This window comes from Flavobacterium zepuense (genome assembly GCF_007097145.1).
GTDB classification, from domain to species: Bacteria; Bacteroidota; Bacteroidia; order Flavobacteriales; family Flavobacteriaceae; genus Flavobacterium; species Flavobacterium zepuense.
Genome location: NZ_VJVZ01000007.1, coordinates 118,205 through 144,750, shown reverse-complemented (window position 1 = coordinate 144,750; position 26,546 = coordinate 118,205). Strand labels below are relative to the sequence as shown.

General features: G+C 43.2%; 16 protein-coding genes. 12 read left to right on the top strand and 4 right to left on the bottom strand.

The window, feature by feature from the left end; genetic code table 11:
• Nucleotides 1-48: 48 nt before the first annotated feature.
• Nucleotides 49-1,440: a family 43 glycosylhydrolase gene (locus tag FMM05_RS12035; protein ID WP_221932269.1), complete on the top strand. Its 1,392-nt coding sequence runs from the start codon at nt 49-51 to the stop codon at nt 1,438-1,440.
• Here the strand turns inward: FMM05_RS12035 and FMM05_RS12030 are convergent.
• Nucleotides 1,437-2,483 carry a GntR family transcriptional regulator gene (locus FMM05_RS12030; protein WP_143373630.1) on the bottom strand — a complete coding sequence of 349 codons (1,047 nt, stop codon included), beginning with the start codon at nt 2,481-2,483 and terminating at the stop codon, nt 1,437-1,439. The two genes, FMM05_RS12035 and FMM05_RS12030, sit on opposite strands and share 4 nt — an antisense overlap.
• A gap of 248 nt (nt 2,484-2,731) precedes the next feature.
• Here FMM05_RS12030 and FMM05_RS12025 point away from each other — a divergent pair, with 248 nt between their 5' ends.
• The 5 genes from FMM05_RS12025 (at nt 2,732) to FMM05_RS12005 (ending at nt 8,421) form a co-directional block, all read left to right on the top strand.
• Entirely contained in the window at nt 2,732-3,922 is a 1,191-nt protein-coding gene (locus tag FMM05_RS12025) for a DUF4861 family protein (RefSeq protein WP_143373629.1), read from the top strand.
• Between the two features lie 28 nt (nt 3,923-3,950).
• On the top strand, nt 3,951-4,787 hold the full coding sequence (gene kduI, locus FMM05_RS12020) for a 5-dehydro-4-deoxy-D-glucuronate isomerase (protein WP_143373628.1): 837 nt from the start codon (nt 3,951-3,953) through the stop codon (nt 4,785-4,787).
• 23 nt (nt 4,788-4,810) lie between these two features.
• A complete protein-coding gene (gene uxaC / locus FMM05_RS12015) occupies nt 4,811-6,214 on the top strand; it encodes a glucuronate isomerase (protein WP_143373627.1) in 1,404 nt (467 codons plus the stop codon).
• Nucleotides 6,215-6,336: 122 nt separating this feature from the next.
• The gene (locus tag FMM05_RS12010) at nt 6,337-7,002 is read left to right on the top strand and encodes a beta/alpha barrel domain-containing protein (protein WP_143373626.1); all 666 of its coding nucleotides are present in this window, start codon (nt 6,337-6,339) and stop codon (nt 7,000-7,002) included.
• A 30-nt stretch (nt 7,003-7,032) separates the two neighbouring features.
• A complete protein-coding gene (locus FMM05_RS12005) occupies nt 7,033-8,421 on the top strand; it encodes an MFS transporter (protein WP_143373625.1) in 1,389 nt (462 codons plus the stop codon).
• 171 nt (nt 8,422-8,592) lie between these two features.
• Here the strand turns inward: FMM05_RS12005 and FMM05_RS12000 are convergent, their stop codons facing one another.
• The 3 genes from FMM05_RS12000 to FMM05_RS11990 all read right to left on the bottom strand — a co-directional run bounded on the left by FMM05_RS12000 (nt 8,593) and on the right by FMM05_RS11990 (nt 15,192).
• Nucleotides 8,593-9,960, bottom strand: a complete 1,368-nt coding sequence (locus FMM05_RS12000; RefSeq protein ID WP_143373624.1) for a glycoside hydrolase family 28 protein — start codon at nt 9,958-9,960, stop codon at nt 8,593-8,595.
• A gap of 168 nt (nt 9,961-10,128) precedes the next feature.
• Nucleotides 10,129-12,087: a RagB/SusD family nutrient uptake outer membrane protein gene (locus FMM05_RS11995; protein ID WP_143373623.1), complete on the bottom strand. Its 1,959-nt coding sequence runs from the start codon at nt 12,085-12,087 to the stop codon at nt 10,129-10,131.
• An 18-nt stretch (nt 12,088-12,105) separates the two neighbouring features.
• A complete protein-coding gene (locus tag FMM05_RS11990; RefSeq protein ID WP_143373622.1) occupies nt 12,106-15,192 on the bottom strand; it encodes a SusC/RagA family TonB-linked outer membrane protein in 3,087 nt (1,028 codons plus the stop codon).
• Between the two features lie 403 nt (nt 15,193-15,595).
• Between FMM05_RS11990 and FMM05_RS11985 the strand changes: the two genes are divergently transcribed.
• From FMM05_RS11985 to FMM05_RS11960, 6 genes are all read left to right on the top strand, one after another.
• Nucleotides 15,596-18,448, top strand: a complete 2,853-nt coding sequence (locus FMM05_RS11985; protein WP_143373621.1) for a glycosyl hydrolase 115 family protein — start codon at nt 15,596-15,598, stop codon at nt 18,446-18,448.
• Between the two features lie 147 nt (nt 18,449-18,595).
• The gene (locus tag FMM05_RS11980; protein WP_143373620.1) at nt 18,596-19,921 is read left to right on the top strand and encodes a rhamnogalacturonidase; all 1,326 of its coding nucleotides are present in this window, start codon (nt 18,596-18,598) and stop codon (nt 19,919-19,921) included.
• Nucleotides 19,922-19,938: 17 nt separating this feature from the next.
• Nucleotides 19,939-22,077 (top strand): hypothetical protein, encoded by a 2,139-nt coding sequence (locus FMM05_RS11975; RefSeq protein WP_185965578.1) that lies wholly within the window; start codon nt 19,939-19,941, stop codon nt 22,075-22,077.
• Nucleotides 22,078-22,090: 13 nt separating this feature from the next.
• Complete coding sequence (locus FMM05_RS11970; protein WP_143373619.1) at nt 22,091-23,248, top strand: glycoside hydrolase family 88/105 protein; 1,158 nt, start codon at nt 22,091-22,093, stop codon at nt 23,246-23,248.
• Between the two features lie 7 nt (nt 23,249-23,255).
• Nucleotides 23,256-24,944: a glycoside hydrolase family 28 protein gene (locus tag FMM05_RS11965; RefSeq protein WP_143373618.1), complete on the top strand. Its 1,689-nt coding sequence runs from the start codon at nt 23,256-23,258 to the stop codon at nt 24,942-24,944.
• A gap of 3 nt (nt 24,945-24,947) precedes the next feature.
• Complete coding sequence (locus FMM05_RS11960; protein WP_143373617.1) at nt 24,948-26,486, top strand: rhamnogalacturonidase; 1,539 nt, start codon at nt 24,948-24,950, stop codon at nt 26,484-26,486.
• The last annotated feature ends 60 nt before the right edge of the window (nt 26,487-26,546 follow it).

The following is a 26,546-nucleotide window of genomic DNA, read 5'->3' as shown; positions in this document are numbered from 1 at the left end:
TTCGTTGTGCCAAAACATATTTGTTTTAGGCTAACGAAAAAAAAGGTTTTGAAAAATATACTACATACATTATTTATTACGCTGTTTTACTGCACAGGATTATTTGCCCAGGATGCCATACATTCCGGGGTGCCGTGGTTTGACCAAAATGGAAAAATTGTGAGTGCTCACGGTGCCAACATTGTAAAAGACGGCAATAAATTTTATTTGTTTGGCGAAAAACACTCTGATACATCCAATGCTTTTGCGGGGTTTAGCTGCTATTCGTCGGTCGACCTGTATAACTGGAAGGACGAAGGCATTGCGCTTGGGGTGCAATCAAAAGGCAGGCTTGGGCCTAACCGCGTGGGCGAAAGGGCAAAGGTTATGAAATGCCCAAAAACAGGCGAATATATAATGCTTATGCATACCGATTCCCTTGGTTATAAAGACCCTTGTATAGGCTATGCTACGGCCAAAACCATTGCCGGCCCGTATGCATTTAAAGGGCCTGTACTGTTTAACGGCACGCCTATCCGTAAGTGGGATATGGGCACTTTTCAGGATAGCGATGGCGCGGGCTACTTGCTAATACACGGCGGGTTAATGTACAAACTTAGCGACGATTATACCAGTATAACCGAAGAGGTTGTTGATAATAAATGGAAAGGCAGCGAGTCTCCCGCCATTTTTAAGAGGAACGGTATATATTACTGGCTGGTATCCGACCTTACAAGCTGGGAACGAAACGACAATGTTTATTATACGGCGACATCCTTAAACGGGCCGTGGGTGCCAAAGGGATTCTTTGCCCCGGAAAGTTCACTTACATGGAACTCGCAAACTACATTTGTATTACAAATTACGGGTAGTAAAGAAACCACGTATATGTTTATGGGCGACCGCTGGTCGTTTCCGTTACAGGCATCGGCAGCTACTTATGTGTGGCAGCCGCTTACATTTACAGATGATGCTATATCAATCCCCAACTACTATGAAAGCTGGAAGATAAACACGGCAACCGGTATGGTTTCAGGAAGTAAGCTGGAGGGGAAAACGGTTACAGCTTCAGATAAATCCATTCGGTATACAGGCCAATGGAAGCAGGGATTAAACTCCATTAGTAAAACTGAAACCAATAGTAATGCAACCAATGCTAAGCTTTCATATACTTTTAAAGGCAGCCAGGTTGCATTATACGGCACAGCATTGCCTATTGGCGGTTATGCCGGTGTTACTATAAAAGACAGTAAAGGCAGCGTAGTGGTAACTACCATTATAGATATGTATTGCAAGTATGCCCAAAGCGGACTTAGGTTTTTAAGTCCGGTATTAAAGAAAGGCAGCTATACTATAGAAGTTACCGTTATGGGGCAGCACAGCAAGTGGTCAGACAAGCGTAAAAATGATTACGGCAGCACCGGAAACGTAGTATCTATAGAAAAGCTTCTGGTACATTAAAGCGAGTTGCGCTCTATGTATTTAAATACGTTTTTAACCTTCTCCTTTTTGTTTTTCAGCACCATGTAAGCGGCAGATTCGCCCAAAGCAACAAAATCAGTACTGATTACGGTTATTCCCAACAGCTCCTTAAGCGGGGTTTCGTTATAGGATATCACACCAATATCAGTACCCAGTTGCAGCTTGTTTCGCTGTATCTGGCGCATTAAATTTACAAGGTCGCGTTCCTGTATGGTAATGTATACGTCGCGCCCCTGAAACTCCATATCGTCGTAAATTTCATCAAGTATCTCAAAATCAATATCAAATTCCGAACAAAAACGCTGAAACCCATGAACAATACGGCGCGGGTAAGGGTTAGCCGATTTGCTTGGATATACCAAAATTACCTTATCGTACTTACGTAATTTTTCAAGGCCTTCTTTAAGAGCATCATATATATCATTTTTAAAATCCTGGTAAATAGTGCCGTACTCGCCGGTAATACCGGGTTTTGTATTGTCCAGCATTATCAGTTTATCCTTGGGTATCTGCTCAATAACCTTAATAATATTATCGGTATAACTAACGTGGTTAGAGTTGTTGTCCCTAAAATGGGGCATTATAATATAGTAATCGTGCGCACCCATATTACGCTCCAACGCATTAATAAACAGGGTTTCATCGCAATGATATACATACATTTCTACTTGTCCGTAGGCACCAATAGCATTTACAAAACTATCATAGATCATCATTTTGTAAGTGCTTGGCTTGTTAACAAGGAAAAAGATACTCAGTTTATTTATCTTATCCATGCGGGTAATGTAATACCCCTTGCCTTTAACAGACACGATAATCTGGCGGTCACGCAGCTGCTTATAGGCTTTCTCTACAGTGTCGCGCGACAGGTAACACATCTCGCTAAGTTCGTTAATTGACGGAATTTTTTCGCCCACCTTAATATTACCCCTCGCCAGATCCATAAGGATGGAATCGATGATCTGTTTATACTTAGGGATGCGGGAGTTTTCGTTAATTTTTAGTTCAAACGATTGCGTCATGGCTTAAAAAATTTATGAGAATGGTAAATATAGTAAAATTATAATGCAGGATTTATTTTTGAAAGCCTTTTTTAGCAGGATACTACAGGATGTATGCACCTTATCATACAATTAAATTTGAGGGTAATATAATGTGATAATTTAGGGCACAACAATTTTTTTTAATAAATTACCAACGTATACACTTATCCTATTGATAAGGTTATTTAAAGTAAGCTGATTATCCCGTTACACGAAAAGAATTATTTATGAGTACACTAAAAACACCTGTTTTGGTAACGGCGTTTATGTTTGCATCGGTACTAACGGCAAACCTCCATGCGCAGGAAAGCATTACCATTACAGTTAAAAATAAGCTGGGGTTTAACCGAAACGAAGTGGTGGCCCTGACCAATAAAGATATTGCCGGTTTTCTTAAAGGAAAAAAAGAGGCTGACATCCGTATAAAAAATACTGAGACAAATGCTTTAGATCCATTGCAATGGATTGATTATGATGGCGATAAAAAAAATGATGAATTACTGTTTGTAGCCAATGTAAAAGCTAACGGCACTGCAAAGTATATGCTTGTAAATTCGGGAAGCACGCCTGCGTTGGAAAGCAAAATTACAACTTATTCGCGCTTTGTACCCGAGCGTACCGATGATTATACCTGGGAGAACGATAAAGTGGCCTTTAGAACCTACGGCCCTGATGCCCAACAGCGCACCGAGCAAAAACGGGAGAACGGCACCCTGAGCAGCGGTATCGATATCTGGTTAAAACGTACATCAGAATCGGTTATCAATAAATGGTATAAGGGGTATCTAACCGACCCGATGTTTTACCATAAAGACCGTGGCGAAGGTTACGATCCTTATCACGTGGGCGCAAGCCGTGGTACGGGTGGTAGCGGCATTTGGGAAAAAGACAGTCTTTTGGTTTCTAAAAACTTTATAAGCTACAAGACTATTGCTACAGGCCCGCTGCGTACGGTATTCGAGCTTACCTATGCGCCTTTTAGCCCGTATGAGGTAAAGGAAACCAAGCGTATATCGTTAGATCTGGGGTCTAATTTCTCAAAATTTGAGGTAAGCCACACCGCTAAAAAATCAGTACCTAATTATGCAACAGGCATAACCCTGCACCAAAACGAAGGCAAGCCGGAAATACTTACAAAAGATGGTATATTTGCTTACCATGAAACTATCGACGGTACGTACCTGGGCGAAGGCCTTGTTATAGCTCCAAATACCATTAAAGATGCTTTTGTAAATAAGAGCAAAACAAAAGACCAAAGCAACCTTATAGTGGTTTTAAAACCGGAAGCTAAAGTTACGTATTATGCCGGTTTTGTATGGGAAAAGAGCGGGCAGGGCGCTAATAGTGCCGACTGGAATGCCATGCTTAAAAAGCAGGCTGAGGTTATTGCAAACCCGTTGCAGGTTACAATAAAATAATAATACAATTTATCATAATACACTACACATGACCAAATCAGAATTCAGGTACGCACACCACCCGAAAGATGTAAAACATTATACTACAGCAGAGTTAAGGGAGCATTTTCATATCCCGACACTTTTTGAAGAAGATACCATAAACCTTGTTTACACCATGTACGACCGCTATATTGTAGGCGGTGTTTTCCCTGTAAACAAGCCTCTTGTTTTAGAAACGATTGACGAGCTTAAAGCCGAATATTTTTTAGAGCGCCGCGAGCTGGGTATTGTAAACGTAGGCGGTAAGGGTAAAGTTACTGTTGATGGCACTGTATATGAACTTGACACTAAAGAAGCCCTGTATGTGGGCAAAGGCAATAAAGAGGTTCTTTTTGAACGACTGAATGGCGAACAGCCTTATTTTTATATCAATTCGGCACCGGCGCACCACGCATATCCTAATAAAAAAGTAGGTAAAGAAGATGCTGAGGTTATAGAGCTTGGCGACCAGAAAACCGCTAACCGCCGTACACTTAATAAACTTATCGTAAACAGTATTGTACCTACCTGCCAGCTGCAAATGGGCCTTACAGAGCTGCATGAAGGCAATGTTTGGAATACTATGCCATCGCACACGCATACCCGCAGGATGGAGGCTTATTTTTATTTTAACCTTGCCGAAGGCCAAACTGTGAGCCACTTTATGGGCCAGCCAGACGAAACCCGCCACATTTTTATGCAAAGCCACCAGGCGGTATTAAGCCCGGAGTGGAGCATACATTCAGGTTGTGGTACAAGCAATTACTCTTTTATATGGGGTATGGCAGGCGAAAACCTTGATTATGGCGATATGGATGCCGTAGCTACCAACGAGCTGCGATAAGAAAACCTTAAACGATTACTATTATGGCAGTTGCGCCTTTTATAACCGATACATTTTTACTACAAAACAAGTTTGCAGAGGAGCTGTATTTTAATTATGCCGAAAAACAGCCCATAATTGATTACCATAACCATCTGCCGCCTGCCGAGATTGCCCAAAACAGGGTGTTTGAAAACATCAGCCAGGTTTGGATAGCGGGCGATCATTATAAATGGCGCGCCATGCGTACCTATGGTATCAACGAGAAATATATTACCGGCAACGCACCCGATGAGGAGAAGTTTGCCGCATGGGCAAAAACGGTTCCGCATACGTTGCGCAACCCGCTTTTTCACTGGACGCAGCTGGAACTGAAGCGTTATTTTGGCATTGATGATTACCTTAATGAGGGCAATTCGCATGAGGTTTACTCGGCCATCAACCAAAAACTGCAACAGCCGGACTATAGCACACAGGGATTGCTGAGCCGTATGAACGTGCAAATGCTTTGCACTACCGAAGACCCTACCGATACATTAGAACATCACAAGCAACTGGCCACCGGCAGTTTTACAACTAAAGTCAGCACCGCTTTCAGGCCCGATAAGGCCATATTGATAGACAGCGATACATATAACGATTACATTGCCCAGCTGGAAAAGGCTTCGGGTACTGCCATTAATACGTTTAAAGATCTGAAAGATGCTCTTTTGCAGCGCATGGATTTCTTTCACGAAAACGGCTGCCGCATTAGCGACCACGGCCTTAACCAATTACCGTTTGCTGCTTTTACAGATAGTGAAGTGAACGCTGTTTTTGAGAAGAAACGCAGCGGCAAATCGATTTCGCCTAATGAGGCAGAGCAGTTTAAAACGGCATTGCTACTGTTTTTGTGCGAGGAGTATGCTAATCGCAAATGGGTGCAGCAGTTTCATCTTGGGGCACTGCGTAATAATAACGTTCGTATGCACCGCCTTTTAGGCCCCGATACGGGCTGGGACAGCATAGGCGATTACCCGCAGGCGGCCACGCTCAGTAAATTTTTAGATGCGCTTGATACCAAAGATAAATTGGCTAAAACCATCTTATATAATCTTAACCCTGCCGATAACGAGCTTTTTGCAACTATGGTAGGCAATTTTAACGATGGCTCACTTCGCGGTAAAGTACAATACGGGTCGGGGTGGTGGTTTTTAGATCAGAAGGATGGTATCATAAGGCAGATAAATGCGTTGAGTAACATGGGGCTATTAAGCACTTTTGTGGGCATGCTGACTGACTCCCGCAGCTTTTTATCATTCCCGCGCCATGAGTATTTCAGGAGGGTGCTGTGCAACCTTTTGGGTCAGGAAATGGATAGCGGCGAACTTCCTCAGGACGTTGCCTGGGTGGGTAATATGGTGTCGGACATCTGCTACCGCAATGCAAAGCAGTATTTCGAAATATAACTAAGAAAAGACAGCCGTAAGGCTCAAAATAAAACAGGATTAAAACAGGCGTGAAATAATGGCATGCGGTTTAAAAATTTCAATCGATTTAGTATCGGTTGGCTTTAAAAATACAATATAAAATGAGTGACAAAATAGTTGATATAATCAATAGTATAAAAGGGCAGGGGATGCTTCCGCTGTATTTTAACCCCGATGAAAGCACGAGTGTAGAAGTACTCCGCGCATTGTATGCGGCGGGAATAAGGGCTGTGGAATATACCAACCGTGGCGACGAGGCTTTTGCCAATTTTAAGGCGATGCTTGCTATCCGCGACAGCGAAATGGCCGGCCTGTACTTAGGTATCGGTACCCTTAAAACCGCTGGTGATGCCAACAAGTACATTGCTGCGGGCGCCGACTTTTTAATAAGCCCGGGTTTTGTGCCGGAAATTTCGGCTATAGCCAATAAAAACAATATGCTTTATGTTCCCGGATGCATGACCCCCAGCGAAATTATTGCTGCCGAGAACAGCGGTGTACAGTTTATAAAGCTGTTTCCCGGTAATGTGCTTGGGCCGAAGTTTATGGGCAGCATACGCGATGTGTTCCCTAAGCTGTTATTTATGCCAACGGGTGGGGTAGAACCTGTTGCCGAAAGCATAGCCGCATGGATGAATGCAGGTGTTTGTGCTGTGGGCATGGGCAGCAAGCTAATTACTAAAGACCTTATGAAAAACAATGATTTTAAAGGCCTTGAGGCAACTACCCACAAACTGTTACAAACGATACAACGGGTACGGGAATAATTACCCTTACCATACTTTAAAATACTATATATGAGCCAAACCGCTACTCTTGCAAACCCTATAGGTAAATACCGCTGGACTATTTGCGCGCTTTTATTTGTGGCAACCACGATAAATTATCTTGACAGGCAGGTGCTTAGTTTATTGGCACCAAAACTGTCGGAAGAATTTAGCTGGAGCGAGACCGATTATGCAAATATTACGGCGATATTTCAGTTTGTATATGCCTTGTCAATGCTTTTTGCAGGCAGGATCATAGACAAGCTGGGCACAAAATGGGGCTACGCCATTGCCATTATAATATGGAGCCTTGGTGCCATTTTGCATGCCGAATCGGTTGCTGTGGGCGAAGCAGCCTCGGGTATTTTAAGCGCGTTTGGCATTATAGCGGTGCCGTCGGTACTTGGGTTTATGATAAGCCGTGCAGTGCTGGGTTTTGGTGAGGCCGGTAACTTTCCTGCTGCCATTAAGGCTACAGCCGAATACTTCCCTAAAAAAGAACGTGCTTTTGCTACGGGCATTTTTAATTCGGGTGCAAATGTGGGCGCTATACTGGCACCTATTACCGTGCCGCTTATTGCTGCCAAATGGGGCTGGGGCATGGCATTTATTTTAGTGGGCGCTGCCGGTTTTGTGTGGCTGTTGTTCTGGTTTATGTTTTATGAAAAACCGCAAAAGCAAAAATGGCTCTCAGCTCCAGAACTGGATTATATTAACAGCGACAAGGAGGATACGGTAGATGCCGCATTGCCAAAACACGAAGAAGCAACCGTAAAAGTATCGTGGTTTAAACTATTGAGCTACAGGCAAACCTGGGCATTTGTATTTGGCAAATTTATGACCGATGGGGTATGGTGGTTCTTTTTATTCTGGCTGCCTAAATACCTTAATGCACAATACGGAATGGAATCGGCCGAGATACAGCTGCCACTGGCGGTATTGTACACCATGACCATGTTTGGAAGCATATGCGGAGGCTGGTTCCCTATCTATTACATTAATAAAGGCTATTCGCCTTATGATGGGCGTATGCGGGCCATGCTAACCATTGCGCTCTTCCCGTTAATTGTGTTGCTTGCGCAGCCGCTTGGCGATTTTAGTTTCTGGATACCAGTTATACTAATAGGCGTGGGGGCAAGCGCCCACCAGGCTTGGAGTGCCAATATATTTACTACCGTGAGCGATATGTTCCCTAAAAAAGCCATAGGCAGTGTTATAGGCATAGGTGGTATGGCAGGCGGTATAGGCGGGGTAATAGTTACCAAGACCGGTGGCGCCCTGTTTGACTATTATAAAGCCTTGGGCCATATAGAAACCGGTTACACTATAATGTTCGCCTTTTGTGCCCTGGCTTATATAATTGCATGGGCGGTTATGAAATCGCTGGTGCCTAAATATGCACCTATAACCGATTTGTAATGAAATTAATATCCCCGCTTGGGGTGTTTATATAAAAAGTAAAATTTGGGTTTATTTAATTAATGTTTTGGGTTATTAATTAATGTATTTGGTTTGTTTAAAATTTGGGTTTAAAAAGAAACACCACCTTAGCAGGGTGGTGTTTTTGGTTATATATGTCTTGGTTGCAGTTTAAAGCTCTTTCTTAAAGTTCTTTAGATTATCGTGTATGTTGTCTTTATCGCTCACTTTATCGGCAGTAACTTTTTTAAGGAGCACGTTATTTATAGGGAGTTCTTTTTCGCCTAAAATGCGGGAAATAAACGTAACATCGGTGGCGTGTACGTTAGTCAGGTAAATGTCCTGTATTGGCGTAAGCACGCGTTTGTAGGTGGGCATAAGGTCTTTCCATTGGTACAGTACATCGGTTTCGATGCCTAATATTCCCAGATCGATTTTACCCGATTCTACATTCTGCATATAAATATTCTTTACAAAACCGCCCCTGCGTTCGTTGGTTTTAATAAACAGCAGGTGGTTTAATTTAGCACCATCCACCACGCGGCAGTTATCTATCAAAACATTTTCTATCCCGCCCGATAGTTCACTGCCCAGTGCCACAAGCTGGTGCCCATTCTTTACCAAACAGTTACGGATTATAATGTTTTTAGCCGGGGTATGCAGCCTCCAGGCATCATGGTCGCGGCCCGATTTAATAGAGATGGCATCATCGCCCTGATCAAAAATACAGTCTTCTATAAGTACGTTCTCGCTCATTTCGGGGTCAACCCCGTCGTTGTTGTGCCCGTGTGCATAAATATTTATTTTGCGGATGACCACGTTTTTAGAAAGGTAGGGGTGAACGGTCCAGAAAGGGCTGTTCCTGATGGATACATCTTCCATTAAAACATTTTGGCAACGGTTAAATTGTATGAATTGCGGGCGCAAATGTGCCGAATCGTTTACCATTTGCCTTTCTTCAACAGGAATGTCCTTTGCAGCCAGGTCGTATAGGTATTTAAGGCTGTTCATATGTGCTGTGGGGCGGGCGAACCATTTTTGCCAGGTTTCCATATTGGCTTTAAGCTCTCCTTTACCCGTTATGGCCACATTGGTACAATTGTAAGCATATACCAGCGGAGAATAGTTGTAGCACTCCATGCCCTCCCAGGTGGTGTGTACGGCGGGCAGGTAATCGTTTGGGTCTTCTGAAAACGAAAGCACGGCACCTTGCTCTAAATGTAGGTTTACATTGCTTTTTAAATGTACCTTGCCGGTTAGCCATTCGCCCTTTGGTATAACCACGATACCGCCGCTTACCGTGGCTTTGTTTATGGCATCGGAAATGGCTTTCCCTGTCTTTACTTTATCGTTTGGAACAGCACCATAATCGGTAATTAAAAATTTGGGGGCGTTGCTAAAATCAGGTATGGTGATGGCCGGCATGCTAAAGGGCGCGGTTACTTTTACCTGCGTAGTTTTTAATATGCTGCTACCCGGAGTGCGGTGACATGACAGCGATAAAAAACATATTAGAAGGGGTATGAGGCATTTTTTCATTGATGGATGTTTAAATTATGGCAGGTGTATAAAGTAATAAATACACAAGCTATACAGAGATAACTTGTGTATTTACAGTAATTATTAGTCGATAGTCTTAAAGTCTAAGGCCGAAAGTCCGGGGTCGGATGTCCGATGTTCGGAAATCTTAAATCTTAAATCCTTTTATTAGTAACCCGGATTTTGCATTGCCTGTTTTTGTTCTGGGGTAAGCGGGCTTCCGTTACTAAAAATAAGGTCAAGGAATGTTTGCGGTATTGGCCTCAGGTTATGATGTTCCTGTATGTTTGGCGCAGCAGAGGCGTTATAAGCCCTTGCGCGGCTCTCTAAGGTCTTAGTCCTTGAAAGGTCTTCCCAACGGTGGTACTCGCCGCAAAGTTCCCTTGTGCGCTCGTTAAGCAGGAAGCAAAGCATCCTGTTATATTCTCCTGATATACCTAAAGTTGCAATAATGTCAAGATCTTCATCAGGCAGGTTGCCGGGATCTGAAACTGTAAGCACGGTAGCAGCTGTTGTTGGCGATATATGTGTAGACTCGTAGTAGGAGTTTTCGGGCATGTACGAGCGTTCGTTAACGTTAAATGGCGCTGTAGATGCGGTATAGGCTGCGCCACCATCGGTATACTCACTACGAATTTCACCATCTTTATAGGCAGCGCGCTCACGCACGGCGTTAATATAAGTCAATGCAGTTGCGTATGATCCTGAGCCTACTGAGGCCAGCCTTATCTCTGCTTCAGCTGCCATAAGGTAAGTTTCTGCCGAACGTGCAAGAGTTACATCTCTAAAACCACGGGTTTCGTTTACACCTATACGTGATGCATCATAATGTTTTGATAATGATGGGAAACGCGGTTCGGCTAAAAGTAACTCGCCACTTGTAGAATGTGCAACGTACACACTTGGAATGGTTTTTCCTGTGGCTGCATAGGTAATTACATTGTTGTATTTTCTTTGTGCAAAAGAGGTGTCATCCTTATCGTTAATAATGTACATAATACCTAAGTCGCCATTGGTGTAATAATCACCCGATGCGTTGTTTAGGCGGTGCTTGGTACGGAAACTTTTCCAAAGGCGTGAATCGTTAACAACATCAAAAGCCTCATAGGTAAAATACGTAGGGGCAAGGCGGGTGTACGGGCGCATACCTGTAAGATCCCTTTTCATCATCGGTAAATCATCATATTTAGATGTAAACATCATGTGGTGAATGTTGACAGATGAAGATGCAAGGTCGTTTGTAAATTGTGCCGAAAGGATAATTTCCGGTAGCGTTTCGCTGGCACCGTTAGGTGCTGTAAATTTCCACAGGTCGCCAAAATTTGTTGCCAAAGGGTGGCTGGAAATTACCTGGTCGCACAATGTTTTAACCTGGTTAAGGTCGGCCACTTTAGTAGCGCTGTTCCATGAATCGTTAATTTCGCTGGCGCGTGACAGGAGTGCTTTTGCAAGGTAATGCCTTGCAGCATCTTTAGTAACTTTAGATGGGCCGCCGCCATCGGGCAGCAACGCAAGCGACTGGTTAAAGTCGGCTATTATCTGGTCGTATACCTGGGCAGGTGTGGCACGGGTAAATTCAACCTCCGGCGCGGTACTTACCGTAAGCTTAATAGGCACGCCACCATACTGGCTTACAAGTCGCAGGTAACTAAACGCACGGAAAAAGTAGCCTTCGCCCAACGCAACCTCTTTTACAGCGGGGTTGGTAGATTGTATCTCGGTAGCATTTATAATAATGCGGTTACAAATATTAACACCAATGTACAGGTAATCCCACTGCCAGTCGGCACCAACGGTATTAGAGTTGGTTAGCGGCACTATAGACTGCAGGTTAGCATTGTACCTGTTCCATGTACCGTTAGAGTCGTCTCCACCTATGGTAAATTCATCGGTACCGTAGTTAGTAGTAACATATTGCAGTTCGTTACCAAAAGGCTGTGCAAGTACACGCTGGTAAGCCCCTATAGACAGGGATATTATGCCGTCTTCGGTTTCATAATAATCATTACCCCTGGCGGTAGTTAGCTCTTCATCCAGAAATTCGTCATGGCAGGATTGTAATGTACCCATTGCCAGCATAAGCGCAGCAAGGTTTACAAACATTAATCGTTTATTATATATTTTCATTGTAGCTAATTTTTAATATTATAGATCAAAGTTAATACCTGTTGTAAAGCCCCTGTTAAAGTACCTGGCGTTAACATCCAGGTCTACCCAGTCTACTTTAGAGTATATGGTACCGGGGTTAAGCGCCTGTACATATATCCTAAGGCCACTTATTTTCAACTTGTCGGTTAATGTTTTAGGGAATGTATAGCCTAAAGATATGGTCCTTATTTTAAGGAACGATCCGTCTTTGTAACCTAAAGCCTCATAATACGGGTCGGCAGTTCCGGCAGTAAATTCCGGCCTTTGCCATTCGGCGTTTTGGTTGTTCTCGGTATAATAGTTAATTTCCCTCTGATTAAAACGGCCACCCTGATGCTCACCACCGGTGTTATATTTGTAGCCCAGCCTTCCGTAAAGGAAAATATCAAGGTCAAAATTACCAATTTTAAAGCTGTTGGTAAGCCCCACTACAAATTTAGGCTGGGTGCTTCCTATTACAGTACGGTCATTATTGGCATCAATTTTATTATCGCCGTTAAGATCTACAGGTTTGGTCTGTCCTGCTTCAAAGCTATTACCGTTAGCATTAAATAATGCCATTTGTTCTGCATCTTCCGGTTTCCATAAACCATCTGATTTATAGCCATAAATAACACCTAATTGCTCGCCAACATACCAGTTATTAACAAGGTCTTTTTCTACACCATTAGCAAGGGCGGTTATCTCATTTTTTTGGTATTGACCATTAAAAGAGGTAGACCACCTGAATTTTTCGGTTTCAATATTTACCGTGTTCAGGGTAAGCTCTACACCGCTGCTTTTAGTAGCCCCAACGTTAGCATAGGTTAAAGGATAGCCGTTTACCGATGTAATTTGCTGCTGTAATAAAAGGTCTTTTGTTTTAGAGCTATAAAAATCTAACGCACCGCTTACCCTTGAATTGAAAAACGAAAATTCTGTAGCAAGGTTGTATTGCGTTGTTTTTTCCCAGCTAAGTTCCTGGTTTGCCAGTATGCTGCTGGGTGTGGTACCCGGTATTAGTGTACTGCCTGTTGGATAATAAATAGAGCTTACAGGCCCTTGTGTGGCATAAGCATCTATAGCAGAGTTACCCGTTGTACCAACACCAAAGCGAAGTTTTAACTGGTTTATCCATTGGGTATCGGCAAGGAAACTTTCTTTGTTGATAACCCAGCTTGCAGCCGCACTTGGGAAGAATGCCCATCTGTTACCATCTGCCAACTGCGAGGCACCATCAAAACGGCCCGACATGGTTAGATTATAACGATCGTTATAATTGTAATTTACCCTGCCTAAGTAAGAAAGTATCTGGTTTTCTATAAGGTTAGAGCCAAATGATGAAAGCGCTACGTTAGATGACGTAAGGGCATTCCATAAATTGGGAGCATATGGTATGTTGTTCGCAGCCATATTGCTGGTTTCAATACGGTATTTTGTTTCGGTTTGCCCTACGGTAAGGTCAAGGTTATGTTTTTCACCAAGTTGTTTGGTATAAAATAACAAATGCTCTAAGGTGTACGACATTCTTTGATCTTTATACAATGACGCATAACTTGAGCCGCTACGTACAACCGAATTAGCATCAAGGTAAAGGCCGTTGCGTTGGAAAGAAAGGTCCGGGCCAAAGTTTACCCTGTACTTAAGGCCATCAAAGAATTTTGAGAATCCGCCAAAATCTATCTGAGAGTAAAAACTACCAAAAATACGGGTGTTTAAACGCTCATCGTTAGAGTATTTCCTTTCATCTATAATTGTTTTTACAGCATCATCACCACCGGGAAACAGTATCCTTTCGCCATTTTCATCATACGGTACCGCATATGAATATACTGCTTTAGCCGATTCATACAGGCCGTTGGTATTAACAAGGCCGTTACGCCCTTCGGTAGACTGGCCAAAGTTTACAACACCATAGCTTCCGTTCATACTACCTCCAAAAGAGAACCAGTCGGTAGGTTTAAGATCTACAGTTACCTTAGATGTGTAACGCTTAAACTGCTGGCCTATAACGGTACCTTTGTTATCAAGGTAACCAAAAGATCCAAAAGCCCTTGCTTTTTCTGTACCGCCACCCACGTTTAGTGAGTATTGGTTAGTAATACCGGTTTGGGTAACATAATCGGTCCAGTCGGTCGATTTTACTTTGCTTCCGTCCCACGTTCCGGTTTCCCACCCTTTTTCTATGTTAGCCCATGAGTTAGGATCCTGCGAGCCTAAAAATATAGCATAATCGTTATCCAAATTAGGCTGGTCTCCCCTTGGGAAAACGTTAGGGTCCTGGTAATACTTGGCCCAACGCCTAAAAGTTATATAGTCAGACGCGTTCATGCTTGGTGCAAGGTCTACCAGTCTTTCTATCGTAGTAGCATAGTTAAGGCTAACGGTAAACCTGCCTGCCTTACCTTTTTTAGTGGTAACAATAACAACACCATTAGCACCCCTTGAACCATAAATGGCTGTAGATGATGCATCTTTAAGGATGTCTATTGCCTCAATATCCAGCGGATTAATATTCTCTATACCACCGCTAATTAGCGGAATACCATCTACCACATACAGTGGCGTATTAGAGGCACTAAGTGAGCGCGCACCACGAATGGTAATGGCTCCAAGTGTACCCGGGCGCTGGCTTGATGTAATATCTACACCCGCCGCTTTACCCTGCATGGCCTCAAGTGCGTTATTTACCGGCCTTGATTTTAGTTCTTTAGCGCTAACACTCACGATGGAGCCCGTTACGTCAGATTTTTTTCGTTGACCGTATCCTACAACTACCACTTCTTCCAATTCTGCAACATCATCGGCTAAAGTAACCGAATAATCTGCCTTATCTGTCACGGTAATTTGCTGGGTTTTCATCCCTATATAAGATATTTCTAAAACATCTCCCTGGTTAGCCTCTATGGCAAATTTACCATCAATATCTGTAGCCGCACTTTTAGCAGTACCTTTTATAACCACGCTTACACCGGGTATGGGGGTGTTGGTGGCATCAAGCACGGTTCCCTGTACAGTCTTGCTTTGTGCAAATGCAGCAGCAGGTAAGAGCACTACAAGCACTACCAAAAATCTTAAAAATAATTGCATCGTAGTTTTTTTCATAAATACATAATTTTTTGCTGTTTAATTTTCATATTTCACAGTAAAATTACTCTTTGCCTATAGCCACATATCCTGTACTATCCTGCCATTTAAATTTTTTTGCAGGATGCTTACAACGTTTTAGTTGATTTTTAATTAAGAAAATATTAGGAAAGTTCAGTAAACACTAAGGCTTTTTAATATAACGTTTTCGTAATTTATTTTTTACTTTAGAATAAAATTACCCTGATTTTTTTTGAAAGAGGTGGTAGTAGTATAGTCCTGCCTTTACTTTTTGATGTTGAGCAAGGCAGAGACGGGATGCCCGGACAGCCAACCAAGTAGGTACAGGATGCTTAACAGTTAGTGTAATTATATATTTGTAAAGATGCCTCACAACCAATTAATAATTAAATAAATAGTGTTGAAAAAATATATACTTATAGTGGCCCTGTTTTGGTTTTGCATGAGTAAAGGGCAAGACAACGCTTCCTTTTCAATTTTTGACGGCACCAAGGCAGTAGCCATTATTTATGATGATAAAGGCACAGCGTTAGATTCTCTCGCCGCACATCTGCTGGCAGAGGATATAGAGCGGGTTACCGGCACAAAGCCATCGGTGAAGCCGTTTAGCAAACAGGTTGGTAGCGATGCTATTTTGATAGGTAACATTAATTCAGCATTCATAAGATCGTATGTAACCGATGTTGTGCCGCAAAGGTTCCTGAACCAAAAGGAGAGTTTTTACCAGGGTGTTTCGGTTAAGGATGGTCATAAAAACTTTATTATTGCCGGTACCGATGCACGCGGAACAGCTTTTGGAGTTTTTAACTTCTCGGAGAAAATAGGCGTAAACCCTTGGTACTGGTGGGCAGATGTACCTGTAAAAAAGCAGTCGGCACTCAACATCCCGTCAAAGCCCTATTTTTCTAACCAGCCTACGGTTGAGTACCGCGGTATATTTTTAAATGATGAAGACTGGGGGCTGCAGCCCTGGGCGGCAAAAACCTTTGAAAAAGATCCGTCCGATATAGGCCCTAAAACCTATGCTAAGATCTTTGAGCTGCTGCTTCGGCTAAAAGCCAATGCCATCTGGCCGGCCATGCACCCTTCTACCAAGGCGTTTTTTTACTATCCGGGCAATGTTGAAATGGCTAAGCTGTACAATATAGTTGTGGGTACATCGCACGCAGAACCCATGCTGCGCAACAATGTAGACGAATGGAAGGAGGGCTTTGGCAAATTTGACTATAAGAGCAATAAAAAACGCGTTGCCGACTATTGGGAGCAACGGGTTAAAGAAGCCAAAGGGTTAGAGGCCAGTTACACAATAGGTATGCGCGGCGTGCACGATAGCGGTATGGAGGGGGTATCGGGCATTGAGGAGGCATCTGCCGTACTGGCTAATGTAATTAAAGACCAACGTGATATGCTGCAGCGCAACCTGGGCATGCCTGCCGCTAAAGTGCCGCAGGTGTTTACCGTGTATAAAGAGGTATTACAACTATACGAACACGGTATTCAGTTGCCCGAAGATATTACCCTGGTATGGACCGATGATAATTACGGTTATATTCGCCAGTTGAGCAATGCGAAGGAGCAGCTGCGGCCGGGCGGGGCAGGGGTGTACTACCACATATCCTACTGGGGCAGGCCACACGATTATTTGTGGCTGTGTACCACGCCGCCGGAGCTGATAGCCGAGGAGATGCTGAAGGCGTACCATACCAATGCCAACAAAATATGGATCGTTAATGTGGGCGATATTAAGCCGGGAGAGTATGATACCCAGTTGTTTTTAGATATGGCGTATGATATTACGCCCTTTTTAAAAGAGGACTATGTGCAGCAGCACACGGCTGATTTTTACAGTAGCATTTTTGGGAATGAGCTTGGGGAAGGTATTACGGCCATTAAAAAGCGGTATTACACGCTGGCCTATGAGCGAAAACCGGAATATATGGGTTGGAGCCAGACCGAACCTACCACAAAGGTTACTACAACGGCTTACAATCCATTTGCCTTTGGCGATGAGGTACATACGCGTATTAACGATTATACCAAGTTAGGCGCTTCTGCTGATAGCGTGTACCGCATAGTGCCCCAAGAATATAAAGATGCTTACTTTCAGTTGGTGCAGTATCCTGTAAAGGGTGCTATGTTTATGAATTATAAGCACTTGTATAGGGATTTAGCGCTTAAATATAATGAAGATGAACGCCTTGTAGCGGCAGCGTACAAAAACATGTCATTAACAGCCTATGACAGCATTGGTAAACTGACCGATGAATACAACCGCGTTCTTGCTAACGGCAAATGGAACCACATGATGAGTTTGGCCCCCCGCGACCTGCCGGTTTTTAATAAACCAGAAATTACACTTGCCAATTATGATGCAAAAGAGGTTGCCGGCTTTAAAATTGAGGGATGTAATGGTACCCCCCGAGCGTTGCCCACATTTTATGCAGGTTTTAACGATACCTATTTTATAGATGTATTTTTAAAAAAAGAGGGTATCGTAAAATGGAAGTTACACGATTTACCAAAATGGATTTTGGTGTCAAAAAAAGAGGGGACGTTAAATTCCGCCACCAATTTTTTGCAGGAGCGCATCGAGTTTAAAATTGATTGGAAAAAATACGCTAACTCGAAGTCCGAAAGTGAAATATCAGTGTTAAAATTGGGCAAAAAAGCCTATCCTGTAAAAATAAATATCGCCCGTTATCCTACCGAAAACCAACCTGAAAATTCCGTTTACGAAAAGAACGGCTTTGCAGTGGCCTATGCTAAAAATTATATCCAAAAGCAGGGTGGTAATGGCTTTAAGTGGTTTAAAATAAATAACTTAGGCTATAGTGGAGAACTCATGCAGGCAACACCTTTAAACGCCTTGCCTTTAGACACCTTAAATGTCAAAACACACCCAAAACTATCGTATGTTTTTATTACAGAGACGGTTACAAGCACTGCCGAGCTGATTGTGGCGGTGTTGCCCACGCATCCGCTAACTAATAAGCACAAGGTCAAGATAGGCGTGCAATGGGACGATAACCCCGTGCAAATAGTTAATTTCCAGACATTTGACAGGAGCGAAACCTGGAAACAGAATGTTTTGAGTAATTTGGCAACAGCCTCATTAGCAGTCAATTTAACTAAAAAGGATAATCACACCCTAACCATTTACATGATAGACCAAGGCGTGTGTCTTGACTTTATCTACCTGAAAACTAAGGATGTAGCGCTGCCATATACAGTATTACCTGAAACAAAGCAATAATAATTTAAGTATTTCTGATTATATTATCAATTTCATAGTAATAATTGAATAAAATTGTTACTAATTCAAAATTTCAGGACAAGGCAGGACAGTTTTTAGCTGGTATGAGAATAAATTTACATTCTATACTCCTAAATAGCTGCCATTATGAAACGCTTTCAATCACTATATATCCACAAGTTTTTGTTTGTCATATTACTGTTTACCAGTGTAGTTAACGCTCAGGATACGTTTCCTGATGGCACAACAATACCGGAGTGGTTCAGGAAAACAGAGACCACCAACATAAACACCTTAGGTAAACAGTATAAGCTCACAGATCATGGGGTTAGCACCGATAGTACCCTGGTTCAGACAGTTAAAATACAGGCAGTGATAGACAAGGCGGCGCAGGCTGGTGGTGGCGTAATCATCATACCTAAAGGCACTTACCTTAGCGGAGCGCTCTTTTTTAAGCAGGGCACGCACCTTTACATCGAAAAAGATGGAGTGCTTAAAGGCAGCGATGATATTAGTAACTTCCCAGTGATTACTACCCGTATGGAGGGGGAAACATGCCAATATTTCCCCGCACTTGTAAATGCCGATGGGGTTAACGGATTCAGTATGAGTGGTAAAGGTACTATAGATGGTAATGGGTTGCGCTACTGGAAAGCCTTTTGGCTGCGCAGGGAATTTAATCCCAAGTGTACTAATAAAGATGAAATGCGCCCGCGGCTGGTGTATGTGTCAAACAGTAAGGATGTTCAGATATCAGGTATTAGCTTAAAGAACTCTCCATTCTGGACCACCCATTTTTATAAATGCCATAATGTTAAGCTTTTAAACCTTCGCATTACCTCGCCTAAAGCCCCTGTAAAAGCCCCAAGCACCGATGCTGTGGACATTGATGTATGCACCAATTTCCTCATTAAAAACTGCTATATGTCTGTTAATGATGATGCCGTTGCCCTAAAAGGCGGCAAAGGCCCATATGCCGATAATGACGGAAATAATGGCGAAAACCGCAACATTATCATAGAGGATAACGAGTACGGATTTTGCCACAGCGCGTTAACCTGCGGTAGCGAATCCATTCATAATTACAATGTTATCTTCAGGCGATGCAAACTTCATGAGGCCGAAAAAACACTGCACCTTAAAATACGGCCTGATACGCCACAGCTGTATGAATACATTTTGGTTGAAGATATTACCGGAGATGCAGGAAGCCTGATCAGCATCAAACCGTGGACGCAATTCTTTGATTTAAAAGGCCGTACAGAACCTTTAATGTCTTATGCGCAAAATATAACCATGAAAAACATAAAGCTGGACTGTAAGGTTGGCTTTGATATTGCCGAATCCGACAAGTACGAATTAAAGGATTTTACCTTTGAAAATGTGGCAATTAGATCTAAAAATGGTGCTGAAGAAAAGGTAAAAACCATTAACAATGTGGTTTTAAAAAATGTTAAAATAAAAGCTGAATAGTTTAAAAACAGGCTGTTATGAATAAGAATATAAAGAAAATGTTTTTCTGTTTGCTGGCCTTTTGTTCGCTATCAATTAGTGCGCAAACTACAGCTAAGATTGACAGGCAGGCATTGGTAAAAAGAAACAATCCGCACATAAGGCAGTTTGATAAACTATCCTCATTATCAGTAGGTAACGGTAATTTTGCCTATACTGTAGATGCCACCGGGCTGCAAACATTCCCAGCGCTTTATGCCAGTGGTGTGCCTTTAGGTACACAATCGCAATGTGGATGGCATAGTTTTCCTGATACTAAGGGCTTTAAGCGCGAAGAAGCTTTAAAAAACTACAACTTCAGAGATAAGGAAGAGCCATATGCCGTTCAGTTTAAGGAGCCGGGCAGGCAGCAGGAAGCGGCTGATTATTTCAGGGCAAACCTTCACAGGCTGCATTTGGGGTATGTTGGCCTTGAGCTACTTAAGGGCAATGGTAAACCGGCAGATATACAGGAGATCATTAATATAGACCAACAGCTTGACCTGTGGAATGGGTTGATAGAAAGCAACTATACAATTGAAGATGAGGCGGTTTCAGTCAAAACGGCTGTACACCCTGTGCTCGACCAATTAGCAGTCACTATTAAATCAGGGCTTATCGCCAAAAAGCAGTTAAAGGTGAATTTTCGCTTTCCGTATCCCACAGGTAAACATACCGATGATGCAACTGACTGGACTTCAGCTTCAAAACATAAAACTGAAATCATTTCTCAGGATGAACATTCATTTGTATTCAAACGAACATTAGATACTACAGTGTACTATGTATCAGTAAAATATGATGGTAAAGCAGTTTTGCAACAAAAAGAGGCGCATTACTTTATTCTTTCGCTACAAGGCGACCAATTCTCGTTTACCTGTACGTTTACTGAAAAAGCACCTGCTGTAACTACAACTAAAATTCATGAAACCTATGCTGCAACATCAACGTATTGGAATATGTTCTGGCAAAAAGGTGCCGCTGTAGATTTTTCAAAATGTACCGATGCAAGAGCCAAGGAGCTGGAACGCCGCGTTATACTGTCGCAATACCTAATGGCAATACAGTCGGCTGGTAAATACCCACCGCAGGAAACGGGGCTTACATATAACAGTTGGTTCGGAAAATTCCATCTCGAAATGCACTGGTGGCATGCTGCCCATTTTGCCTTATGGAACCGTACCGATTTGCTGGAACGCAGTATGGACTGGTACACTACAGCCTACCCAATAGCAAAGCAAATTGCAGAAAGGCAGGGGTTTAAAGGCATTCGTTGGATGAAAATGACCGATCCTACCGCACAGGAAGCGCCATCGGGTGTGGGGTCGTTCCTCATTTGGCAACAGCCCCATTTTATATACATGTCAGAGCTTATTTACAGGAATAAGCCCAATAAAGAGGTCTTGGAGAAGTATAACTTCCTCGTGCAGCAAACCGCCGAATTTATGGCCTCATTCGCTGATTATGATAAGGTTAAGGATCGTTATGTTTTAAAAGGTATCATCGCGGCACAGGAAACCCTTAAAGCTTCAGAGACTATCAATCCACCTTTTGAGCTATCCTATTGGCACTATGCCATGCAGGTGGCGCAACAGTGGAGGGAGCGTATGGGGCAAAAACGTAACCCGCAATGGGACGACCTTATTAAAAAACTATCACCGCTTGCCGCTAAAGATGGTTTGTATCTGGCTTCGGAAGATGCCCTGAATACCTATACTGATATCCGCTTTACGTCAGACCATCCCGCTGTTTTAGGGGCATTAGGCATACTGCCGCAAAGCAGATTAGCAAAGCCGGAGGTCATGAAAAATACCCTGAACTGGATTTGGGATAACTGGAACTGGGATGAAACCTGGGGCTGGGATTACCCAATGGTAGCCATGAGCGCCGCGCGAATGGGCGAGCCCGACAAAGCTGTTGGCGCACTGCTTATGGATAAACGCACCAATACCTATTTAATAAACGGGCACAACTACCAGGATGAGCGGCTACGGGTGTACCTTCCGGGTAATGGGGGGCTGCTTGCCGCAGTGGCCATGATGTGCGCCGGATGGGACGGCAACACAGTTACAAATCCCGGTTTCCCTAAAGATGGTATGTGGAACGTAGTTTGGGAAGGCCTCAAACCAATGCCTTAATAATTAGAGTATTATGAGGAAATATTTTTTAATATTCGCCGTATTGCTGTTTGTAACTCCGGGTTTAAAAGCTCAAAAGACGGCTATACAATTTGCTGATTCTGAGATGAAACGTTTTCCACAGGCGTGGCAGTTAGACCATGGTAGCCGGCTGTATTTTGGTTATTCCCAAGGGCTTGGCTGCCTGGCGTTGCTAAAGGTGTGGAACGCTACCAACGATAAAAAATATCTGGATTACGTAACCAAATGGACTGATACCGTTATTAACGATAAGGGTGAGATCCATTTGTATAAGCCTGAAACCTATAACATTGACTACGTTAACGCCGGTAAGGTACTTTTTGATGTGTATAAGCAAACCGGTAATAACAAGTATAAACTGGCGATGGACAGGCTGGTAGAGCAGATGCGCAACCACCCGCGCACGCTGGAGGGCGGCTTTTGGCATAAGCTTATCTATCAGCATCAAATATGGCTGGATGGCCTGTACATGGGGTCGCCATTTCTTGCGCAGTATGCAGTAACCTTTAATAAACCGGAACTCACGGATGATGTTGTAAACCAGTTTCTTATATGCGCTAAGCATACTTATGATGCAAAAACCGGCCTGTATTACCATGCCTGGGATGAAAGCAAGACCCAAAAATGGGCCAACCCAACCACAGGGCAGTCGCCTAATTTTTGGGGCAGAAGTATAGGCTGGTGGTACATGGCACTGGTAGATACATTGGACTATATACCTGAAAATCACCCGAAACGCCCTGAATTGCTACGTATGGTCAGAGAATTAGCAGAGACACTTACCCGTTACCAGGATAAAACCGGCTTATGGTACCAGGTTGTCGATAAAGGTTCACAATCAGGTAATTACCTGGAGGCTTCGGTGTCGTCTATGTTTATGTATTCATATGCAAAGGCGGTAAATAAGGGATATATAGATACCAAATACAAAAAAGTGGCCGAAAAAGCCTATAACGGGCTGATGGACAACCTGATAGTTGAAAATGCCGATGGCACATTAAAGCTCACAAAGTGCTGTGCTGTAGCAGGTTTAGGGGGTACACCATACCGTGACGGCAGTTTTGAGTACTATGTAACTGAACGCATTCGCGATAACGATGCCAAGGCAACCGGGCCATTTATCATGGGGTGCCTTGAACTCAAAAAATAGAAAAAATATGGCTAATATTTCACTTTTGGTTTTCGTTTTCACGCTTTTTTGCAACTTAAATTTTTACGCTCAGGACAAAACTGCAAAAACCGGTTACGAATATTTATACAACAACCTCCCTTTTGAGATGCCGGTGCTATCTGCACCCGTTTTTCCTGATTACGATGTTTCCATCAAAGATTTTGGTGGGGTGGGCGATGGCGTTACATTAAACACTAATGCCTTTGCCAAAGCTATAGCGGTACTATCAGCAAAAGGAGGTGGCAGGCTCATTGTTCCCGCAGGAGTATGGTTTACCGGGCCTATCGTGCTCAAAAGTAACATTAACCTGCACTTGCAGGACAACGCCATCATCTTGTTCTCGCCCGATAAAGACCTGTATACCATAGTAGATACTTCTTTTGAAGGGCTGGATACCCGCCGCTGCCAGTCGCCTATCTGGGGCAAGGATTTAACTAACGTTGCTATAACGGGCAAAGGCGCTATAGACGGTAACGGGCAGTACTGGAGGGCGTTAAAGAAAGATAAGGTATCGGATAAATTCTGGAAAGAGGCTACCTCAAAGGGCGGTACGTTTAAGCGCGCCGACTACTGGATGCCATCTAAACAGTTTCGCCATGGCGATTCGATAAGCGATATGAATGTACCGCGCAACTTAAATACCGATGCTGACTGGGCATCCATACGCGATTTTTTGCGGCCGGTAATGGTGAGCCTTCAAAACTGTAAAAACGTACTGTTACAGGGCGTTATCTTTCAAAATTCACCGGCGTGGAACCTGCACCCGTTAATGTGCGAGAATATCATTATAGACAGTATCATGGCACGCAATCCGCCGTATGCGCAAAACGGCGATGCGCTCGATTTGGAGTCCTGCAAAAACGCCATTATCGTTAACAGCACGTTTGATGCGGGCGATGACGGCATTTGCATCAAATCAGGCAAGGATGAAGACGGCAGGAAACGCAATTTCCCTTGTGAGAATGTAATTGTGAACAACTGTACCGTGTTCAGGGGGCATGGTGGATTTGTAGTGGGCAGTGAAATGTCGGGCGGGGTGAGGAATATCTGGGTATCCAACTGCCAGTTTTTAGGTACCGATGTTGGCCTGCGCTTTAAAAGCAAAAGGGGCAGGGGAGGCGTGGTCGAGAATATTTACATTTCCAACATCAGCATGTTTGATATCGCTACCGAGCCATTGCTTTTTGACCTGTATTATGGCGGAAAGTCGGCGGTTGAAACCTTAGAGCAGGGTATCGAAACACCTAAACAAGACGTTTTGCCTGTGGTAGATGAAACCACCCCCGTTTTCAGGAACATCTATATAAAAAATGTGGTGTGCAGCAATGCCGGAAGGGCAATGTTCTTTAATGGTTTGCCCGAAAAAAATATCGAAAACATTAATATTGAGAATATTACAGTACACGCCAAAAAAGGTGCAGAACTGACAGAGTCAGAAAATATCAGGCTTAAAAATATAAAGGTCACGGTGGACGGCGGCCCGGCCCTTATCCTTAAAAATGTAAAAGATGTTGCTATAGATGGCTTTACAACTACTGATGATCAGGCTACAGTTTATGAAGTATCGGGCAGCAAGTCGAAAAATATCAACATCAAATCGGTTTACGGTAAAGAAAAAACGTCAATTGCCAGGGACGTGAACAAAGCTGCCGTGAAATTATCCAAAACAAAATAATACATGAAGATCGTGCTATTTTATTTGATGCTGTTAAGTACTTGGCTTGGTTATGCCAGGCCTGATAACGATGCTGTATTTAATGTGCAAAGCTTTGGAGCAATGGGCAATGGCATCCATTTAGATACCGATGCCATAAACAATGCTATCAATGCAGCAGCAATGGCAGGTGGCGGTACGGTATATTTTCCGGCAGGCAACTACCTTAGTTTTTCCATCCGCCTTAAAAGTAATATTACGCTTTACCTCAGTGCGGGGTCTACCCTTATTGCTGCCAATATGGACGACCAAAAGGGTAAATACGACGATCCTGAACCCAACGTGTGGGGCGACTCATTACAGTACCAGGATTTTGGGCACAGCCATTTCCATAACAGCCTTATTTGGGGCGAAGACTTAAATAATATCTCCATTATAGGCCCGGGGTTGATTTACGGCAGAGGCCTGCAAAAATGGGGGAAGACTACACCCGGGCTTGGCAATAAATCTATCGCCCTTAAAAAATGCCGCAACGTTACACTGCGTGATTTTTCCGTATTGCAGGGCGGGCATTTTGCTATCCTGGCTACGGGTGTAGATAACATGACCATCAATAACTTAAAGATCGATACCAATCGCGATGCCATAGATATAGATTGTTGCCGGTATGTGCACGTTTCCGATTGTTCGCTTAACTCCCCTAATGATGATGCACTGGTGCTAAAGGCTTCCTACGCATTGGGCTATGCCGCGCGTACCGAAAATATTACCATTACCAACTGCGCGGTGTATGGGTATGATGAGGGCACTTTTCTTGATGGCTCGTTTAAAACCACACAAAAAGCCGCGCCGGATAAAGGCGTGGTTACCGGCCGTATAAAACTGGGAACCGAATCTAACGGTGATTTCAGAAACATTACCATAAGCAATTGTACTTTTCAGCATTGCCGCGGCTTAGCGCTTGAAACCGTTGATGGGTCCGTGCTGGAGAACATCACAGTATCTAACATTGTTATGGATGATATACGTAACGCGCCGTTCTTTTTCAGGCTTGGCAGGAGGATGCGTGGCCCGTCTGATGCAAAAGTAGGCAGCTTTAAACGTGTATTGATTGATAATGTAATTATTACGGCTTCAAATCCGCAATACGGGTCGATGCTCATGGGCATACCCGGCCATGATGTAGAGGATATCGTGTTTTCTAACATCCATATTAAAATAACGGGCGGCGGGTCTCAGGAACAATCTAAAGTTATAGTGCCGGAGCATGAAACCTCGTACCCCGACCCTCAGGAGTTTGGGAAAATACCCGCCTATGGCTTTTACATTCGCCATGCGCGCAATATTAGTATGCACCATATTACAATGGAATTTGACAACCCCGATTGGCGGCCTGCTTTTATATTAGAGGATGTTAAAGGCGCTGATTTTTATGATATTACCGTTCAAACCATGCCTGATGTAACGGTGTTTGAATTGAAAAATGTAACCGATTTTAGCATCCATCGTGTAAATAATTTAAAGGATAAGAAATTTAAGACGTTAAAAAGCTTAAAATTGTAAAGTGTTTTACTTACACTTAAATCATCGCTAAAAAACTAAATTACTGTACCTCACAAAAAA

Excerpts from the sequence above, each read along its gene's own strand:
- FMM05_RS12005 (WP_143373625.1), top strand. The coding sequence starts at position 7,033 with ATGAGCCAAACCGCTACTCTTGCAAACCCTATAGGTAAATACCGCTGG.
- FMM05_RS12010 (WP_143373626.1), top strand. The coding sequence starts at position 6,337 with ATGAGTGACAAAATAGTTGATATAATCAATAGTATAAAAGGGCAGGGG.
- FMM05_RS11970 (WP_143373619.1), top strand. The coding sequence starts at position 22,091 with ATGAGGAAATATTTTTTAATATTCGCCGTATTGCTGTTTGTAACTCCG.
- FMM05_RS11965 (WP_143373618.1), top strand. The coding sequence starts at position 23,256 with ATGGCTAATATTTCACTTTTGGTTTTCGTTTTCACGCTTTTTTGCAAC.
- FMM05_RS12030 (WP_143373630.1), bottom strand. The coding sequence starts at position 2,483 with ATGACGCAATCGTTTGAACTAAAAATTAACGAAAACTCCCGCATCCCT.
- FMM05_RS11990 (WP_143373622.1), bottom strand. The coding sequence starts at position 15,192 with ATGAAAAAAACTACGATGCAATTATTTTTAAGATTTTTGGTAGTGCTT.
- FMM05_RS12000 (WP_143373624.1), bottom strand. The coding sequence starts at position 9,960 with ATGAAAAAATGCCTCATACCCCTTCTAATATGTTTTTTATCGCTGTCA.
- FMM05_RS11980 (WP_143373620.1), top strand. The coding sequence starts at position 18,596 with ATGAAACGCTTTCAATCACTATATATCCACAAGTTTTTGTTTGTCATA.
- FMM05_RS12025 (WP_143373629.1), top strand. The coding sequence starts at position 2,732 with ATGAGTACACTAAAAACACCTGTTTTGGTAACGGCGTTTATGTTTGCA.
- FMM05_RS11975 (WP_185965578.1), top strand. The coding sequence starts at position 19,939 with ATGAATAAGAATATAAAGAAAATGTTTTTCTGTTTGCTGGCCTTTTGT.
- FMM05_RS11960 (WP_143373617.1), top strand. The coding sequence starts at position 24,948 with ATGAAGATCGTGCTATTTTATTTGATGCTGTTAAGTACTTGGCTTGGT.
- kduI (WP_143373628.1), top strand. The coding sequence starts at position 3,951 with ATGACCAAATCAGAATTCAGGTACGCACACCACCCGAAAGATGTAAAA.
- FMM05_RS11995 (WP_143373623.1), bottom strand. The coding sequence starts at position 12,087 with ATGAAAATATATAATAAACGATTAATGTTTGTAAACCTTGCTGCGCTT.
- uxaC (WP_143373627.1), top strand. The coding sequence starts at position 4,811 with ATGGCAGTTGCGCCTTTTATAACCGATACATTTTTACTACAAAACAAG.